This is a genomic window from Streptomyces sp. AMJ-169 (assembly GCF_055597585.1).
On the sequence record NZ_JBVLTJ010000001.1, the window covers coordinates 323009 to 339094 of the forward strand.

Sequence of the window (16086 nt, forward strand, 5' to 3'; positions counted from 1 at the left end):
GCCACACCTTGTCCATAATCAGAACCGAGCGTTGTGGGTATGTGACATTCCGTTTCCCTCGGTCCGCTCAGGGGGCGTAACCAGGGGTGGCCGGCGGGGCGGAGGGCGGCGTGAGGGGCGGCGGGGACGCCACGGTCGTGTCCCGGGCCATCGCGTCGAAGTCGACGTACCCCGTGGCCTCCAGGACCTTGATGTGGTCCAGGACCGTGGTGTTGGCGTCGTCCGCCAGGTCGCGCACCAACGAGTTGCGGGTGCTCGCGCGGACCTGCGCCACGACCGAGAAGACCTTTCCGTGCGCCAGGCGCAGGATGTTGGCGAACTCCCAGTCGTACGTGGTCCCCTGAGCGATCGTCAACTCACCCAGCCACTGCTGCTGTTGGGCCGTCGGCTGGTCCGGCAGGGCGATGCCCAGGCGGGCGGCGACGCTGCGGACCCGCCCGTCCAGGAAGGTGTGCCCCTCGACCAGGTGCTCACCCGCCGTCCGTACGGCCGCCGTCGTGCCCTTCTGCTCCGCCTGCCGCCCAGCCGGCAGCTCCCACAGCCCCGCCAGTCTGACCTTCTCGACGAACTCCCGGTCCAGCGCCGACAGCGGCCCGAACTGGGTCGCCACCGTCTGGGCGCTGAGGGTGTCGGCCGGGCCGGCGGCGCCGGTGTTCGCGCGGTCCGCGTACGACCAGACCGGGAAGATCAGCGCCGCCAGCGTCGCGGCCAGGCCGACGATGATGACGCCGGTGCCGCTGAGGAGGTTCCTGCCCCAGCTCCGGTCCCGTTGGCGCGTTCGCATGGTGCCTCGTACGGGTTCGGTGTGCGTGCATTGAGTGGAAAGGGCAGTTTACTGCGGGAGTTGTGGAGCCGGGCGGCGGGTTCAGCGGCGGGCGAGGGAACGCCGTACGCGGTCGAGGCGCGACGGCCGCTTCCGGGGTGCGGGGCCCGAGCGGTCCAACCACCACTCCCGCACGGCGAGTTGGGTCCGACCGGTCAACTTCCCTGTCAGCAGCAGCTGTTCGGCGAAGTCGAGCGCATCTTGCCGGTAACCCCCGTGCATGGGCCGCTGCCCGGCGTAGTCGAGGAACGCGGTCCGGAACCGGTCCCCGAGGATCTCCGGCAGCTCCGGCGCCACCTTGGCCACGACTCCGGCCCGCTTCACGGCCAACGCCCGCGCCTGCACGCCGAGTCGGACCCGGTCGAACCCTTCGGGGGCGGGGGTGCCGGCGACGAGGGCGGAGAGGAGGGCGGTCTGGGCGAGGGCCAGGCGTTGGCGGGGGGAGTCGCCTCCCGCTTCGACTTCGGCGCCGGTGTGCGGAGTCGGTGTGGAGGTGGCCGCGCCGCGAAGTGCCGTCCCGGAAGCCGGAGTTGCGCTCGCCTCCGGAGACGGGTCCGGCTGGAGGTGCGTGCTCGTACGCACCTGCACGGAGACCTCGGACAGGCCGGACCGTGCGAGTTCGGCGGTCCGTGTCCGCGAGGGGGCCTCAGGCAAGGCCCCGCCCGTCGGCACGGCGACCTCGGCGGGCGCCACGATCCTGGCCGACGCTTCAACACCGGCCTGTGCAGCGCCCCTTGCCTGCGCCGCGACCCCGGCTGGCGCCGCGACCCCGGCCCGTGCCGCGCCCCCGATCCGCGCCGCACCCCCCGTCCCAACCCCCGCCCAAACCAAGCCCCTTACCGCCGCCCCCTCCCGCACCGCCCCCCTGATCGCCGCCAACTCCCCCTCCAGTTCCCCCGGTTCCGGAAAGTTCTCGTCGCGTTCCAGGAGGATGCCGGGCGGTGTCACGCGGGACGTCAGGTCGGTGAGGATGTCCAGGACGGGGGCCGGGACCGGGTGGGCGTGGGAGTCGTGCCAGACGCCGTCCCGCTCGTAGCCGCCGGCCACGTGGACGTACGCGATGGCCTCCAGCGGGAGTTCGGACAGGGCCTGCGCCGGGTCCTCGCCCCGGTTGACGTGGTTCGTGTGGAGGTTGGCCACGTCGATGAGGAGGCGGACGCCGGTGCGGTCGGCGAGGTCGTAGAGGAACTGGCCCTCGGTCATCTCCTCGCCCGGCCACGAGAAGAGCGCGGCGATGTTCTCCACCGCCAGCGGCACCGGGAGCGCCGACTGGGCGATGCGCACGTTCTCGCAGAGGACGTCGAGCGCGTCCCGGGTGCGCGGGACCGGGAGCAGGTGCCCGGCCTCCAGCGCCGCCGTCGCCGTCAGCGCGCCGCCCGCGCGGACGAACGCGATGTGCTCGGTGACCAGCGGCGACCCCAGCGCCCCGGCCCGCTCCGCCAGCGCCGCGAGCCGCGCCGGATCGGGGCGGTCGGCGCCGCCGAGGCCCAGCGAGACGCCGTGCGGGACGACGGTGACGCCCCGCGCGCGCAGCCGCAGCAGGGACTCGGGGAGATGCCCCGGGCACAGGTTCTCCGCGACCGCCTCGACCCATTCGACCCCCGGCATCGCCTCGACGGCCCCGGCGATCTCGGGGCGCCAGCCGATGCCGATACCGAGGGGGCCGATGCCGAGGGGAGCGGGCCCGGAGACCCCTGCCCCCACAGCCCCGGCCCGGGACACCCCCGCCCCTGCGGCCCCGGCTCCGGACACCCCTGCCCCCGCAGCTCCGGCCCGAGCCGCTCCCGCCTCTGCCCTCCCAGCCCCGGCCCGGACCGCCCCCGCGCTCCCGGCCCGGGACACTCCTGCCCCCGCGGCCCCGGCTCCGGACACCCCTGCCCCCGCAGCCCCGGCCCGGACCTCCCCCGCCGCCCCAACTACCCCCGCCCCTACACGTACCCCCTCCATACCCATGCCCCCTCAGTAGATACGGCCCCCGTCGCGGGGTGACGGAGATATGACCCCGCTCACCCCGCCCCGAACCCCTACCACCCACCTTCAGAGCAACATTTGAGGTTCCCGCCCGCCCTGCCCGCCCCGCACCCCCGCGCGAAGCGCCCCCGCCCCCACGCGAAGCCCCCGCCCCCACCCGAACCCCCCTCACCGCTTCACCGCCACACCCCCGAAGCTGTCGACATCCCGCCGCCCCTCCCCCTCCCCGGCCCGCCACTCCGCCACCGGCACCAGACCCGGCTCCAGCAGCTCGAACCCCTCGAAGAACTCGGCGAGTTGCTCGGGCGAGCGGTTGGTGCGCGGATTGTCGCTCGCCTCGTTCCACCGCTCGACCATGGCCCGCATCTCCTCGGGGTGGAACACCTCGGTGCTGTCGCAGAAGACGAGGTGGCTGCCGGCCGGGAGGGCGTCCTTGAGCCGCTGGACGACGTCGTAGGCGCTGTCGTCGGGGATGTGCGCGGCGATGCCGAGCAGCATCAGGGCGATCGGCTGCCCGAAGTCCAGCGTCTCGCGGGCCGCCCGCAGGATGGAGCCGGGGTCGCGCAGATCGGCCTCGATGTAGTCGGTCGAGCCCTCGCGGGTGCCGGAGAGGAGGACGTGGGCGTGCTGGAGGACGACCGGGTCGTGGTCGACGTACACGATCCGCGCGTCGGGGGCGATGGACTGGGCGACCTCGTGGGTGTTGTCCAGGGTGGGCAGGCCGGTGCCGACGTCGAGGAACTGGCGCAGGCCCGCCTCGCCGGCGAGATAGCCGACCGCCCGCTTCAGGAACGCCCGCTGGGCGCGCGCGATGTCGACGATCTCCGGGTTCAACGACCGTATCTGGTCGCCGACTTGCCGGTCGATCTGATAGCAGTCCTTGCCGCCCAGCCAGTAGTTCCAGATGCGCGCCGAGTGCGGCACCTCGCTGTTGATCGACGGACGGTCCAGTGGCATGCCGACTCCCCGGTGCTGCGAACGGCCGTACGAGGGCCGTGTGTTTGGGGCACACGGTATCCGCACGGCCGGATTCCGCTAGCGCAGGGCCGGATGTTCCGCGACGACCGTGCAGGAACCGGGAGCGATCTCCGTGAACCCAGCATCCCGGACCAACGGCAGCCCGCTCGCGACGAGTTCGCTCCAGCGGTCCGGTTCGGCGGTGCGGACGGCGAGGGCGTAACCGGTGTCGCGCCAGGCCGCCCGTTCCTCGTCCGGCAGTTCCCACCAGGCGAGTTGGGCGCCGTGCCCGGCCTGCGCCATCGCCTTGCCGGCCGACATCTCCACCTCGGGATTCAGCCACAGGACCGCAGCCCCCTCCGGAGCCGGGCCCGGCGCCTCCGGATCGTCCAACTCGGTGCCGGACACCTGGAGTTTGACCAGGTCCTTCGGCCAGCCGTCGAGCGGCACCGGCGGGAACACCCGCACCTCGGCCGCCTTCCCGGTGACGGTGATCCCGTCGAGCCCCTGTGCCCGCCGCCACTCCGCGCCCCGCGCCCGCCGCACGACCTTCCGGATCCGCGCGTCCTGCCAGTCCCGCACCGCCTCGGCCCACTCCCCGTCCCCGGCCGCCCGCGCGTCGTCGAGCAGCGTCAGCACGGCCCGCGCCGCCGTCTCCAGCGCGTCGGTGCGCCCGGGCGGGTCCCCCCGCTCGATCCGCACCACCAGCGGCAGCACGAACTGCGGAGCCTCGTCACGGACGTCGGGTTCGGTACGGAAAGGGTTCTCGCTCACACTTCGCAGGCTACTGGACCACCGCGCGGACCAGCACCGATGCCCGGTCAGCGGGCGGCCGGTGACGCCCCGGGCCGTGAGGAGGCCTCCCGCGCCGCCCCGATCTGCTCCGACACCTTCACGAACCGGTAGCCCTGGCGCCGGAGTTCGGGGACGACCTTGCGCAGGGCCTGTTCGGTGGTGGGGGCGGCGCTGCGGGTGCAGTGCATGACGACGACCGAGCCGGGCTTGACGCCGTCCAGGACCTGGCGGGCCACCGCGTCGGCGTCCGTCGCGAAGGCGTCGCCGCTGACGACGTCCCACTGGACGGCCGTGACGCCGGTGCCGCTGATCGCGCGCAGGGCCGTCTTGTCGTAACAGCCGCCGGGGAAGCGGAAGTAGGGCATCGGGTGGGGGACGCCGGCCTTGTGGAAGGCGGTGTAGGCGGCCTCCACGTCGGTGCGCATCCTGGGCTGCGCGACCGTGGGCAGGCCGTAGCAGTCGGCGGTGAAGGCGTGGTGGCTGTAGGAGTGGTTGGCGACCTCGAAGAGCGGGTCGGTGCCGATCGAGCGGGCCTGGTCGGGGTACTCCTCGGCCCAGCGGCCCGTCATGAACACGGTCGCCGGGATCTTCAGCGAGCGCAGCGCCGCGATCAGGCCGGGGTTGTCGAAGTGCTCGCCGCCCGCGGCCCGTTCACCCTGGTCGGCGGTCATGTCCGCGTCGAAGGTGAGGGCGACCGTGCGGGCCGTGCGGGGGCCGTGCTCGAAGACCGGGGTCAGTCCGCCCGGGCCCGGGGTCAGGGTCGGGGGCCCGGAGGGGGTGGGGGCCGTCGTCGGGGGGTTCGGGCGGGGCTGGGCGGCGGGGGGCTGGTGGGCCTGCGTGGAGCCGCAGGCGGTCGCGGCGGCGGAGAGCGCGGCCAGGGCGCAGGCGGCGACGAAGCGTCGTACAGGAAGGGTCACTGTGTGACCGTATGGCGATACGACTTATGGCCTTCTGTTGTCCCGCGCGGCGCTCCGCGCGCTTCACTCGGGTGGGGTCACCGCCGGGGGCGGCTGCTGGGCCCGTTCCAGGAAGCGCAGCAGCTCCACCGGGAACGGCAGCACCAGGGTCGAGTTCTTCTCCGCCGCGACCTCGACGACCGTCTGGAGCAGCCGCAGCTGGAGCGCCGCGGGGGTGTCGGCCATCTGCTGGGCCGCCTCCGCGAGCTTCTTCGACGCCTGGAGCTCCCCGTCGGCGTTGATGACCCGGGCCCGGCGCTCCCGGTCGGCCTCGGCCTGCCGGGCCATCGAGCGCTTCATGGTGTCGGGCAGCGAGACGTCCTTGATCTCCACGCGGTCGATCTGGACGCCCCAGCCGATGGCCGGGCTGTCGATCATCAGCTCCAGGCCCTGGTTGAGCTTCTCGCGGTTGGACAGCAGGTCGTCCAGCTCGCTCTTGCCGATGATCGAGCGCAGCGAGGTCTGCGCCATCTGCGAGACGGCGAAGCGGTAGTCCTCGACGTTGACGATCGCCGCGACCGGCTCGACGACCCGGAAGTAGACGACCGCGTCCACCCGGACGGTCACGTTGTCCCGCGTGATCCCCTCCTGCGCCGGGATCGGCAGCGTGACGATCTGGAGGTTGACCTTCCGCAGCCGGTCCACGGCCGGTACGACCAGGGCGAACCCCGGTTCGCGCACCGTGCCCCTGACCCGGCCGAGCCGGAAGATCACCCCGCGTTCGTACTGCTTGACCACCCGGGCGCCGGCCACGACGTACGCGACCGCTCCGCCACCCAGGACGGCGAGCGCCGTCAGCAGCTCCTGGACCATGGCGACCTCCTCGGAGATCAGGTCCCTCCACGGTATGCCGGAAGACCGGTCCGCGGCCATGTCCCCACGGCGCGAACCGGTCTCCGGGTGCCGGCTAGACCGTCGACACCGCTGTCATGCGCACCGGTTCCGTACCGACCTCGCTGTGCCGTTCCGCCCAGTTCTCCAGGGCCTGCCGGCAGGCGTGGTCGAGGTGGTGCAGACCGGAGAGGTCCAGCTCCACCGGCCGGTCCTGGGGCAGCGCCTCCAGGCTGTCGAGGATCTTCGGCAGCCGCAGGAAGGTCGCGTTGCCCGACAGATACGCCTGCACGGGACCCGCGCCCTTGTCGACGACCTCCATCTTGATGTGCGAGGCCTCCCACGCCGTCTTGACGACGGCCAGCGCGAGACCGATGAGCACGCCCTCGAACATGGAGACCGCGACGATGGAGACGGCCGTGACGACGAGGATCAGCGCCTCGCCGCGGTGGCCGCGCCACAGCTCCCTGACCGCCCGCAGCGGGACCAGCTTGCCGCCCGCGTGGACGAGGATGCCGGCCAGCGCCGGGATCGGGATGTAGGCGAGCACGTCGGGCAGCAGCGCCGCGAACAGCAGCAGCCACACACCGTGCAGCACCCGGGACGCCTTGGTACGGGCGCCCGCCTGGACGTTGGCCGCGCTGCGCACGATCACCGCGGTCATCGGCAGCGCGCCCAGCATGCCGCTGATCGCGTTGCCCGCGCCCTGGGCGACCAGTTCCTTGTCGTACTCGGTGCGCGGACCGTCGTGCAGCCGGTCCACGGCCGCCGCGCTGAACAGGGACTCGGCGGACGCGATCAGGGTGAACGCGACGATCGTGCCGAGCAGTCCGACGTTCGCGAGCTCCCCGAAGGCGTCCAGGGACGGCGGCTGGATGGCGCCCAGCAGGCCCTGCACCTCGACGGTCGCGACGTTCAGGTTGAACACCAGCGCGGCGAGCGTCGCGAGCCCTACGGCGGCCAGCGGGCCGGGGACCGTACGGACCTTGGCCGGCATGTGCTTCCACAGGACCAGGATCGCGATGGTGCCCGCGCCGAGGGCCAGCGAGGACAACGCGGCGCTGGAGCTCGCCGCGTCCACGAACGCCCCGGGCAGCCCGGCGATCTTCCCCAGCCCCGACTCCGGGGCCTTCGTACCGATGACCGAATACAGCTGGCCGGCGATCAGCACCAGACCGATTCCGGCCAGCATGCCTTCGACGACGGAGACGGAGATGGCCCGGAAGTAGCGCCCCAGCTTCAGGGCGCCCATGGCGATCTGGAGGGCGCCCGACGCGAGGACGATGACCCCGAGGGCGGGCAGGCCGAACTCGCGCACGGCCTCGAAGACCAGGACGGTCAGCCCCGCGGCCGGACCGGAGACCTGGAGACTGCTGCCGCGCATCAGACCGGTGACGATGCCGCCGACGATGCCGGTGACCAGTCCGAGCTCGGCGGGGACCCCGGAGGCCACGGCCACGCCCACGCACAGCGGGAGCGCGACCAGGAAGACCACCAGGGAGGCCGCGAAGTCCTCCTTGAGATGGGGGAAACGGGATATTCGGGTGTGCTGCGAGGTCGTCACGGGGCCGCTCACAGAGCCTGGAAGCGGTCGGCGGCGGCGTCGTGCTCCTGCACGGCGCCGGTGTGCACCTCGTAGTACCAGCCGCGCACCCGCAGCCGGCCGTCGGCCAGCCGCTTCTCGACGCACGGGTAGGACCGCAGCCGCAGCAGCTGCGCGAGGACATGGTGCTGCACCGCGCGGGCGACCGTCGGGTCGGACGGCTCCTCCGAGTCGGGCTGGTCGGCGGCGTGCGCCAGCCAGTCCCGGACGGCCGGCACGCCGTCCAGGTCGTCGCCGCGGACCAGGGCGCCGACGGCGCCGCAGTGCGAATGGCCGCAGACGACGATGTCCTGTACGCCGAGGACCTCCACGGCGTACTCGATGGTGGCCGCCTCGCCGGAGGGCGAGCCGGTGCCGTAGGGCGGGACGATGTTGCCCGCGGTGCGCAGCTCGAAGAGCTCGCCGGGGCGGGCGCCCGTGATCAGCGCGGGGACGACCCGCGAGTCCGAGCAGGTGATGAACAGGACCTGGGGAGACTGGCCGTCGGCCAGCCTGGCGAACTCCTCAGGGCGCTGTCCGAAAACACGGGCGTTGTCGATGAGGGGCTGCATGATGTGGGTGACTCCTCCTGGCGCGTCGTGGGGGACGCGTCGGACGGGCAGGACAGGGTAGGGGGAACTGCTCTGTTCTGCTTGGCTCTCTCAGCAGCGGAAGACTTGGAGCGCCGAAGGAGAGTGGACCGCCGAGGATCTCGACGGCCGGCGGTCCGCAGCAGACTTCGTGAGCTGGTGCGTGGCCGCGGGTGCGAACGTCAGCAGGACGCGGTCGGGCTCCTGGGGAGCCGAGTCGGCGGTCATGGTGACGCGGTTGCGGTCGCGGGTGTGCAACGGACCCGCAGGACCCCCGGACCGGTCACAGTCGCGGGACGTGACGTATTCGTGACGCAGCGCTTTCCCGTGCGGGGTGACTCCGGCCTGAGCGTTGGCCTGTGTTTGACGGGGAGTGTGCGCGTGTGCGAACGAAGTAGAGACGGTGAAGAAAGGGAGCATGAGAAGGATGGCGGCGAGTGTGGCCCAGCCGGGCCGAGCCGTCTTACCTCGGAACATGTGCCCCCCTTCGACAAGTTCGCATCTCTAGTCAACGCCAACGATTGGTCAATGACTGGTCAAGAAACACATTAACCCTGCAAAGAGCTTTGCAGGGTTAACTCAACGTTTCGATGCGAAGACCGCCTCAAAAGCACGGTGCGGGTGGCTGGAACTGACTCTTGACAGCTGAGAGGTGAGGAGGTGTCACCTCTTGGTGAGGGGCTGCGCGTCACGCGCGAGAGCGGTGAGGCGGGAGATGGCACGGAAGTACTTCTTGCGGTACCCGCCCCCCAGCATCTCCTGGCTGAACAGCTGATCGAAGGGGAGCCCGGACGCCAGGACGGGCACCTCGCGGTCGTACAGACGGTCGGCGAGGACGACGAGGCGCAGGGCCGTCGACTGGTCCGGGACCGGTCCGACGTCCGTCAGACACACCGCCTTCAAGCCGTCCGTGAGCGCGCCGTAACGGCTCGGGTGGACCTTCTCCAGATGGGCCAGCAGATCGGGGAAGGCGTCCAGGGACGAACCGGGCGTCGCGTACGCCGTCTTCGCCACCGTCTCGTCCGAGTACGGCGCCGGCGCCTGCGGCAGCCCCCGGTGGCGGTAGTCGTCGCCGTCGATGCGCAGCGTGCGGAAGTGGGCCGACAGGCCCTGGATCTCGCGCAGGAAGTCCACCGCCGCGAACCGGCCCTCGCCGAGCTTGCCCGGCAGCGTGTTCGAGGTCGCCGCGAGCGCCACCCCGGCCGCGACCAGCTTGCCGAGCAGGGTGGAGACGAGGACGGTGTCGCCGGGGTCGTCCAGCTCGAACTCGTCGATGCACAGCAGACGGTGGCCGGAGAGGGTCTGCACGGTCTGCTGGAAGCCGAGGGCGCCGACCAGGTTGGTCAGCTCCACGAACGTCCCGAACGCCTTCAGGGCGGGCTCCGCGGGGGTCGCGTGCCACAGGGAGGCCAGCAGGTGGGTCTTGCCGACGCCGTAGCCGCCGTCCAGGTAGACGCCGCGCGGGCCCGCCGGAGCCTTGGCCTTGTTCCTGCCGAAGGCCCCGAAGAACCCTTTCTTTGCGGCGCTCGCCGCGTGCGCGCCGCCCAGGCCGCCCGCGAAGGGCTCCAGGACGCCCACCGCCTCGGTCTGGCTCGGCTGCTTGGGGTCCGGCACGTACGTCCCGAACCGCACCGAGTCGAACCTCGGTGGCGGGACCATCTCGGCGACCAGCCGGTCCGGCGGGACGTACGGCTCGCGCGCGCACAGCGACACGGGGACCGCGTCGGCCTCGGCTATAGGGGCGCCGCCGGCGGGTTCGCAAGGGCCGGACGGGTCGGTACCAGGGGTCGAAGAGGACACGGTTACCCATGCTAAAGGGCATGTAAGACTGCTCGATATGCGACGCCTGTTCCCTGTGACCGACCAGACAGCGGCGAGCGAGAGCGGGGAGGGGAACGATTCTGCGGCTTTCGCCGACCGGGAGTGGAGCCTCACCGAACTCGCCGACGCCTACGCCTACCCCCCGGCCGGGGGAACGCGCCCCTGGCTGCGCGCCAACATGGTGTCCTCCCTGGACGGCGCGGGCCACCACGACGGCCGCTCACAGCCCCTCTCCGGCGCGACCGACATGCGGATCTTCGGCGTCCTCAGGGCGCTCGCCGACGTCGTCGTCGTGGGCGCCGAGACCGTGCGGCGCGAGCAGTACCGGCCCGCCCGCGCGCGCGAGGAGTTCGCCGGGCGGCGGGCGGCGGCCGGACAGGGGCCCGCACCGGTGATCGCCGTGGTCAGCGCGGGCCTCGAACTCGACTTCACGCTGCCCCTGTTCACCTCGCCGCTCGTGCCCACGCTGGTCCTCACCGGCGCCGGGGCCGATCCCGCGCGCGTGCTGGCCGCCGAGCAGGCCGGCGCGCGCGTGGTCGTCGCCGGGGACGGCGCCGGCGTCGACGCGGACCGCGTCCCCGGGGCGCTCGCGCGGCTCGGGCTCACCCGGCAGCTCACCGAGGGCGGACCCCGGCTGCTCGGGCAGTTCGTCGCCGCCGATGTCCTGGACGAACTCTGTCTGACGCTCTCCCCGACGCTCACCGCGGGCGACGCCCAGCGGATCGCCGGGGGGCCCGCCGTCGCCGTTCCGAGGCGCCTCGAACTCGTGTCCCTTTTGGCGGAGGACGGGTTCCTCTTCGGGCGTTATCGCAGGAAGGACGGGGAGCGGGGGGCCTGAGGAGGGGCGGCGGGCGGGCGGCGCGCCACCCCCTTGGCCGTCAAAAAGCCGGAATGGGTCGTTCCGCTTAGCTTCGGGTGGGCAGACTAGGACTCGGCAGGACCCGTGCGAGCACGGGGAAGGATGGTTTCCGCAGGGCCACGGACGGCCTTCGGAGGAGTGAGGGCCACGGGGGTCCTCGGAGGAGAAGTGGGGCACTGGTGTTCACAAGCGTTCTGATGATCGAGAAGGCCCTGACGTCCGCCGACGTGGAGTTCGTCACCACCCTGCACGGCGACGACCCGGTCACCTTCCACGTACTGCTCCAGCCGCGCGGCGACCAGGCCGACCGGCTGCTGCGGGCCATCGACGACATCGCCCTCGGCGAACTGGAGGAGGCGGCGCGCGAACGGGAGACACCGCAAGGGGAGGCGGCCCGGGACATCGGCGCGCGGGCGCTGGAGGTGTCCCTGACCGCGCTGCGCGCCGCCGGCAGCGAGGCGGCCGGAACTCTGGTCGAGGACCATCCGTTGGACGCTCTGAAGGAGGTGGTGGAACAGGTGAGAGCCGACGAGGTGATCGTGCTGACCGATCCGCACTACGTGGAGGAGTTCTTCCACCGCGACTGGGCCTCCCGGGCCCGGCACAAGGTGGGAGTGCCCGTCCTGAAGCTGTTCTCGCACAGCGAGGCGTGAGCCGGACGCGAGCCGGCCCCCCGCTAGGGTGGGGCCGTTCTGTACCCCGTCCGCCGTTACCCGTACGACCCCTGGAGCACCCGCAATGACGCCCGGCCTTCCCGTCTCCCTGGACCGTCCGCACTTCATCGGGATCGGCGGGGCCGGGATGTCCGGGATCGCCAAGATCCTCGCCCAGCGCGGCGCGAAGGTCGCCGGCTCCGACGCGAAGGACTCCGGGACCGCGCAGGCCCTGCGGGCGCTCGGCGCGACCGTCCACATCGGCCACGCCGCCGGGCACCTCGCCGCCGACGCCAGCAGCGTCGTCGTGTCGTCGGCGATCCGCGCGGACAACCCCGAACTGGTCCGCGCGGCCGAGCTGGGCATCCCCGTGGTGCACCGCTCGGACGCGCTGGCCGCCCTCATGGACGGCCTGCGCCCCCTCGCCGTCGCCGGCACCCACGGCAAGACCACGACGACGTCCATGCTCGCCGTCTCCCTCACCGAACTGGGCCTGCACCCCTCCTACGCGATCGGCGGCGACCTCGACGCGCCCGGCTCCAACGCGCTGCACGGCGAGGGCGAGATCTTCGTCGCCGAGGCCGACGAGTCCGACCGCAGCTTCCACAAGTACGCCCCCGAGGTCGCGATCGTCCTCAACGTCGAACTGGACCACCACGCCAACTACGCCTCCATGGAGGAGATCTACGACTCCTTCGTCACCTTCGCCGGCCGGATCGTCCCCGGCGGCACGCTGGTGATCTCCGCCGACCAGGAGGGCGCCCGCGAGCTGGCGCGCCGGGTCGAGGGTGTGAAGGTCGTGACGTACGGCGAGGCCGCCGACGCCGACGTACGCGTCCTGTCGGTCGCAGCGCAGGGCCTCAAGAGCGAGGTCACCGTGGTGCTCGACGGGCGGGAGCTGACCTTCACGGTGTCGGTGCCCGGGCGGCACTACGCGCTGAACGCCGTCGCCGCGCTGACGGCCGGGGCGGCGCTCGGGGTGCCGGCGGCGGAACTCGCCGTCGCGCTCGGCGCGTACACCGGGGTCAAGCGGCGGCTCCAGCTGAAGGGGGAGGCCGCCGGGGTGCAGGTCGTCGACTCCTACGCGCACCACCCGACCGAGATGACCGCCGACCTGGAGGCGATGCGGGCCGCCGTCAACGGCGGTGCGGGGGACGGGACTTCGGACGGCTCCCGCATCCTGGTCCTCTTCCAGCCGCACCTCTTCTCCCGCACCCAGGAGCTGGGCAAGGAGATGGGTACGGCGCTGGCGCTGGCCGACGCCTCCGTCGTCCTCGACATCTACCCGGCCCGCGAGGACCCGCTCCCCGGGGTCACCAGCGAGCTGATCATCGAGGCGGCGCGGGCCGCGGGCGCGGAGGTGAGCGCCGTGCACGACAAGGCGGCGGCCCCGGCCGTCGTCGCGGGAATGGCGCGCCCCGGTGATCTCGTTCTCACCATGGGCGCGGGTGACGTGACGGACCTGGGCCCGCTCATCCTGGACCATCTGTCGCGGTAAGGGGCCCGTTTCATGTCGTACGAAGTCGAGAAGACCGACGAGGAGTGGCGCGCGGAGCTGGGGCCGGCGGAGTACGCGGTGCTGCGCCAGGCCGGGACCGAGCCCGCGTTCCGGGGCGAGTACACCGACACCAAGACCGCCGGCGTCTACTCCTGCCGCGCCTGCGGCGCCGAACTCTTCACCTCCACCACCAAGTTCGAGTCCCACTGCGGCTGGCCGTCCTTCTACGACCCGAAGGACACCGACGCGGTGGAACTCATCGAGGACCGCTCCCTCGGGATGCTCCGCACCGAGGTGCGGTGTGCTCGGTGCGGGTCGCATCTGGGGCATGTCTTCGAGGGGGAGGGGTACGCGACGCCGACCGATCAGCGGTACTGCATCAACTCGATCTCGTTGCGGCTGACGCCGGAGGGGTGAGCGGGGGGCCTCAAGGGGCCTTGCCCGCAAGGGAGTTCACAGCAGCTCTCGTTGGACCATCGCCGACATCACCAGCATCCCCGGCACCAGCGGTACCCACACCGTGAGGACGCGGTAGCCGAGGACGGTGGCGGTGGCCAGGGAGAGGGGGGCGCCGTAGCCGGCCAGGGTGAGGATCAGGGCGGCGTCCAGGGGGCCGATGCCGCCGGGGGCCGGGACGGCGCCCGCCGCCGTGCTGGCGGCCAGGTAGGCGAAGGCCAACTGGAGCCAGGACAGCGGGAGTTCCAGGGCCGTCCCCACCGAGGCGACCACGCCCGCCTGCATCAGCGGAGCGGCCAGCGCGCCGCCCCACAGCGGGAGGAAGCGGCTCGGGCGGGAGTGGATGCCCTTCACACCGGTCAGCGCCGTGCGGACGAACTCCTGCGTCGGCCGGCGCAGCGGGCGGATCGCCGCTAGCGCCAGCGCCGCGGCCGCCGGGATCAGCAGCAGGCCCGCCACCGCCGTCAGCAGCGCCTTGCCGTTCGGCAGCAGGGCGTCGGGGCGCACCGCGTTCGGCGCCAGGACGACGAACGCCAGCACCACCGGGGTCTTCGCCAGCGCCCTGACCAGCGAGTACAGGGCCAGTGACGCGGTCGCGCGGGGCAGCGCGACGCCCTGGCGCTGGAGGAAGCGCAGCGTCACCGCGTGGGCGCCCAGGCTCGCCGGGAGGACGTGGTTGGCCGCGCCCGCCGCGAACTGGGACGCCAGCAGGGGGCCCGGGGCGAGCCGGTCGTGCAGGGCGCCCTGGCGGATGAACGCCGCCGCGACACAGCCCATGAACGTGAAGCCGACGCCGGCCAGCAGCCACCAGGGGTTCGCGTCCGTCAGCCGCATCGCGCCGTCCCGCACGGCCGTCCAGTCCAGCGCCGCCCAGATGCCCAGGAGCAGGAGGGGGGCGAGGCTCATCGCGCGGCGGGCGTGACGGGTGAAGGCGCGGCCGGGAGGGGGCGATGAGGCTGAGGTGGCTGCCGGGGTCGGCGAGGCCGACGGGGCCGTGCGGTGCTGTTTCGTCGGCTGGGGCGGTATGTGCGGGAGCGTCCCGTCGGTCTTGGGCTGCGGCGGAATCGGCGAGGGGGTCTCGTCGTACAGCGTCTTCGTGGTCGGCAGTACGGTCACGGGGCGCGTCGTCCTTTCGCGGCGCCCCGGGGCCGCTTGGGGGGTGCGGGCGGGGCGGGCAGTGCCGGTCCGGGGAGCGGGGTGGGCCGGGACTGGGGGAGGGGATGGGAAGAAGCTTCCCCTCCGGTGTGACGGCGTGGTGTCCGGGAAGCTACGAGGTGCGGGCGGAGGGGCGACCCGGTGGTGGGCTGCGGTGCGTCAAGCGGATCGGACTGCTTACGGTCGTGAGGTGATGGTCGTAAGGGTCGGGGGAGTTCTGCCCAGGCTTGTCGGTTCTCATCCCCCTTGTGGGGGACGGGGGTTGCTCGACAGCTAGTACGGCTGTGCCCTCCTCGCGGTTCAGTCCGCGCGCAGCACCTCGGGGCCCTCCTGCGCGATCCGCTCCGCCACCTCGCGCGGCAGCCCGGTGTCCGTGACCACCGCGTCCAGCCGGTCGAGCCGGGTGACCGTGAACCGCTCCGTCGACCCCCACTTGGTACTGTCCGCGAGCAGCGCGACGGCCGCCGACGCCCGGACGACCGTCTGCTTCAGCAGCACCTTGTCGGTGGAGTGGCTGGTCACCCCGTGTACGAGGTCCCAGGCGCCGGCGCCCAGCAGGCACAGGTCGATGTTCAGCCCCTCGACCGCCCGCGCCGCCAGCGGACCGCCCCCGGCCGCGCTCGCCGGGTCGACCTCGCCGCCGGTGTGCACGATGTGGACGCCGGGCAGCTCGAAGAGGGCCAGCACGGCGTGGAAGTCGTTGGTGACGACGGTGAGCCCGGCCCGCCGCGCCAGGAACGGCACGACCGACTGGCACGTCGTCCCCGCGTCCAGGTAGATCACCATGCCGTCCGTCACCAGGTCCGCCGCGCGGCGCGCGATCGCCTGTTTGCGGGGGATCTCCAGGGCGGCGCGGGTCGTCCGCTCACGCGGCGGCGCGTGGCCGGCGCGGTCCGCCAGTCTGACCCCGCCCTGCACCGAGACGACCTGGCCTGTCTTCTCCAGCGCCGCGATGTCCCTGCGGACGGTCATGTGGGAGACGTCCAGGGCCGCCGTCAGGTCGTGGATGCTCAGGACGCCGCTCGCGCGCAGGAGGCGCAGCAGTTCCTGGTGGCGCTGCTCGGGGATCAGGGGGGTCTTGCCCGCTGGGCTCACTGGCTCTTCTTTTCTCGCGGCGACCTGGGTCGTGACACCGTGTG

15 protein-coding genes are annotated in these 16086 nt (G+C 72.5%); 4 read left to right on the forward strand and 11 right to left on the reverse strand.

Going from position 1 to position 16086, the window contains the following annotated elements:
• Positions 1-67: 67 nt before the first annotated feature.
• From ACYUD3_RS01300 to zapE, 9 genes are all read right to left on the reverse strand, one after another.
• Positions 68-784 carry a DUF4142 domain-containing protein gene (locus ACYUD3_RS01300; protein ID WP_470962075.1) on the reverse strand — a complete coding sequence of 239 codons (717 nt, stop codon included), beginning with the start codon at positions 782-784 and terminating at the stop codon, positions 68-70.
• A gap of 81 nt (positions 785-865) precedes the next feature.
• A complete protein-coding gene (locus ACYUD3_RS01305; protein ID WP_470963875.1) occupies positions 866-2431 on the reverse strand; it encodes an MbnB/TglH/ChrH family RiPP precursor modification enzyme in 1566 nt (521 codons plus the stop codon).
• Positions 2432-2962: 531 nt separating this feature from the next.
• A complete protein-coding gene (locus ACYUD3_RS01310; RefSeq protein WP_470962078.1) occupies positions 2963-3751 on the reverse strand; it encodes an SAM-dependent methyltransferase in 789 nt (262 codons plus the stop codon).
• Between the two features lie 78 nt (positions 3752-3829).
• Entirely contained in the window at positions 3830-4525 is a 696-nt protein-coding gene (locus ACYUD3_RS01315; protein ID WP_470962081.1) for a peptidyl-tRNA hydrolase, read from the reverse strand.
• A 47-nt stretch (positions 4526-4572) separates the two neighbouring features.
• On the reverse strand, positions 4573-5463 hold the full coding sequence (locus ACYUD3_RS01320; RefSeq protein WP_470962084.1) for a polysaccharide deacetylase family protein: 891 nt from the start codon (positions 5461-5463) through the stop codon (positions 4573-4575).
• Positions 5464-5526: 63 nt separating this feature from the next.
• Positions 5527-6315, reverse strand: coding sequence for a slipin family protein (locus ACYUD3_RS01325; RefSeq protein ID WP_470962087.1), 789 nt, complete (start codon positions 6313-6315; stop codon positions 5527-5529).
• A 94-nt stretch (positions 6316-6409) separates the two neighbouring features.
• The gene (locus ACYUD3_RS01330) at positions 6410-7897 is read right to left on the reverse strand and encodes a SulP family inorganic anion transporter (RefSeq protein ID WP_470962090.1); all 1488 of its coding nucleotides are present in this window, start codon (positions 7895-7897) and stop codon (positions 6410-6412) included.
• 8 nt (positions 7898-7905) lie between these two features.
• Complete coding sequence (locus ACYUD3_RS01335) at positions 7906-8487, reverse strand: carbonic anhydrase (protein ID WP_470962093.1); 582 nt, start codon at positions 8485-8487, stop codon at positions 7906-7908.
• Positions 8488-9168: 681 nt separating this feature from the next.
• Positions 9169-10305: a cell division protein ZapE gene (zapE, locus tag ACYUD3_RS01340; protein WP_470962096.1), complete on the reverse strand. Its 1137-nt coding sequence runs from the start codon at positions 10303-10305 to the stop codon at positions 9169-9171.
• A gap of 37 nt (positions 10306-10342) precedes the next feature.
• On the opposite strand from zapE, the gene ACYUD3_RS01345 reads away from it, so the two are divergent.
• The 4 genes from ACYUD3_RS01345 (at position 10343) to msrB (ending at position 13753) form a co-directional block, all read left to right on the forward strand.
• Positions 10343-11164 (forward strand): pyrimidine reductase family protein, encoded by an 822-nt coding sequence (locus ACYUD3_RS01345; protein WP_470962099.1) that lies wholly within the window; start codon positions 10343-10345, stop codon positions 11162-11164.
• A 218-nt stretch (positions 11165-11382) separates the two neighbouring features.
• Positions 11383-11838, forward strand: a complete 456-nt coding sequence (locus ACYUD3_RS01350) for an indole-3-glycerol phosphate synthase (RefSeq protein WP_470962102.1) — start codon at positions 11383-11385, stop codon at positions 11836-11838.
• Between the two features lie 85 nt (positions 11839-11923).
• The gene (gene murC, locus ACYUD3_RS01355) at positions 11924-13336 is read left to right on the forward strand and encodes a UDP-N-acetylmuramate--L-alanine ligase (protein WP_470962105.1); all 1413 of its coding nucleotides are present in this window, start codon (positions 11924-11926) and stop codon (positions 13334-13336) included.
• 12 nt (positions 13337-13348) lie between these two features.
• Positions 13349-13753: a peptide-methionine (R)-S-oxide reductase MsrB gene (gene msrB / locus ACYUD3_RS01360; protein ID WP_470962108.1), complete on the forward strand. Its 405-nt coding sequence runs from the start codon at positions 13349-13351 to the stop codon at positions 13751-13753.
• Positions 13754-13789: 36 nt separating this feature from the next.
• Here msrB and ACYUD3_RS01365 read toward each other — a convergent pair whose 3' ends face one another.
• The gene (locus tag ACYUD3_RS01365) at positions 13790-14908 is read right to left on the reverse strand and encodes a lysylphosphatidylglycerol synthase transmembrane domain-containing protein (RefSeq protein WP_470962111.1); all 1119 of its coding nucleotides are present in this window, start codon (positions 14906-14908) and stop codon (positions 13790-13792) included.
• Positions 14909-15247: 339 nt separating this feature from the next.
• Positions 15248-16042, reverse strand: a complete 795-nt coding sequence (locus tag ACYUD3_RS01370; RefSeq protein ID WP_470962114.1) for a DeoR/GlpR family DNA-binding transcription regulator — start codon at positions 16040-16042, stop codon at positions 15248-15250.
• Positions 16043-16086: the final 44 nt, after the last annotated feature.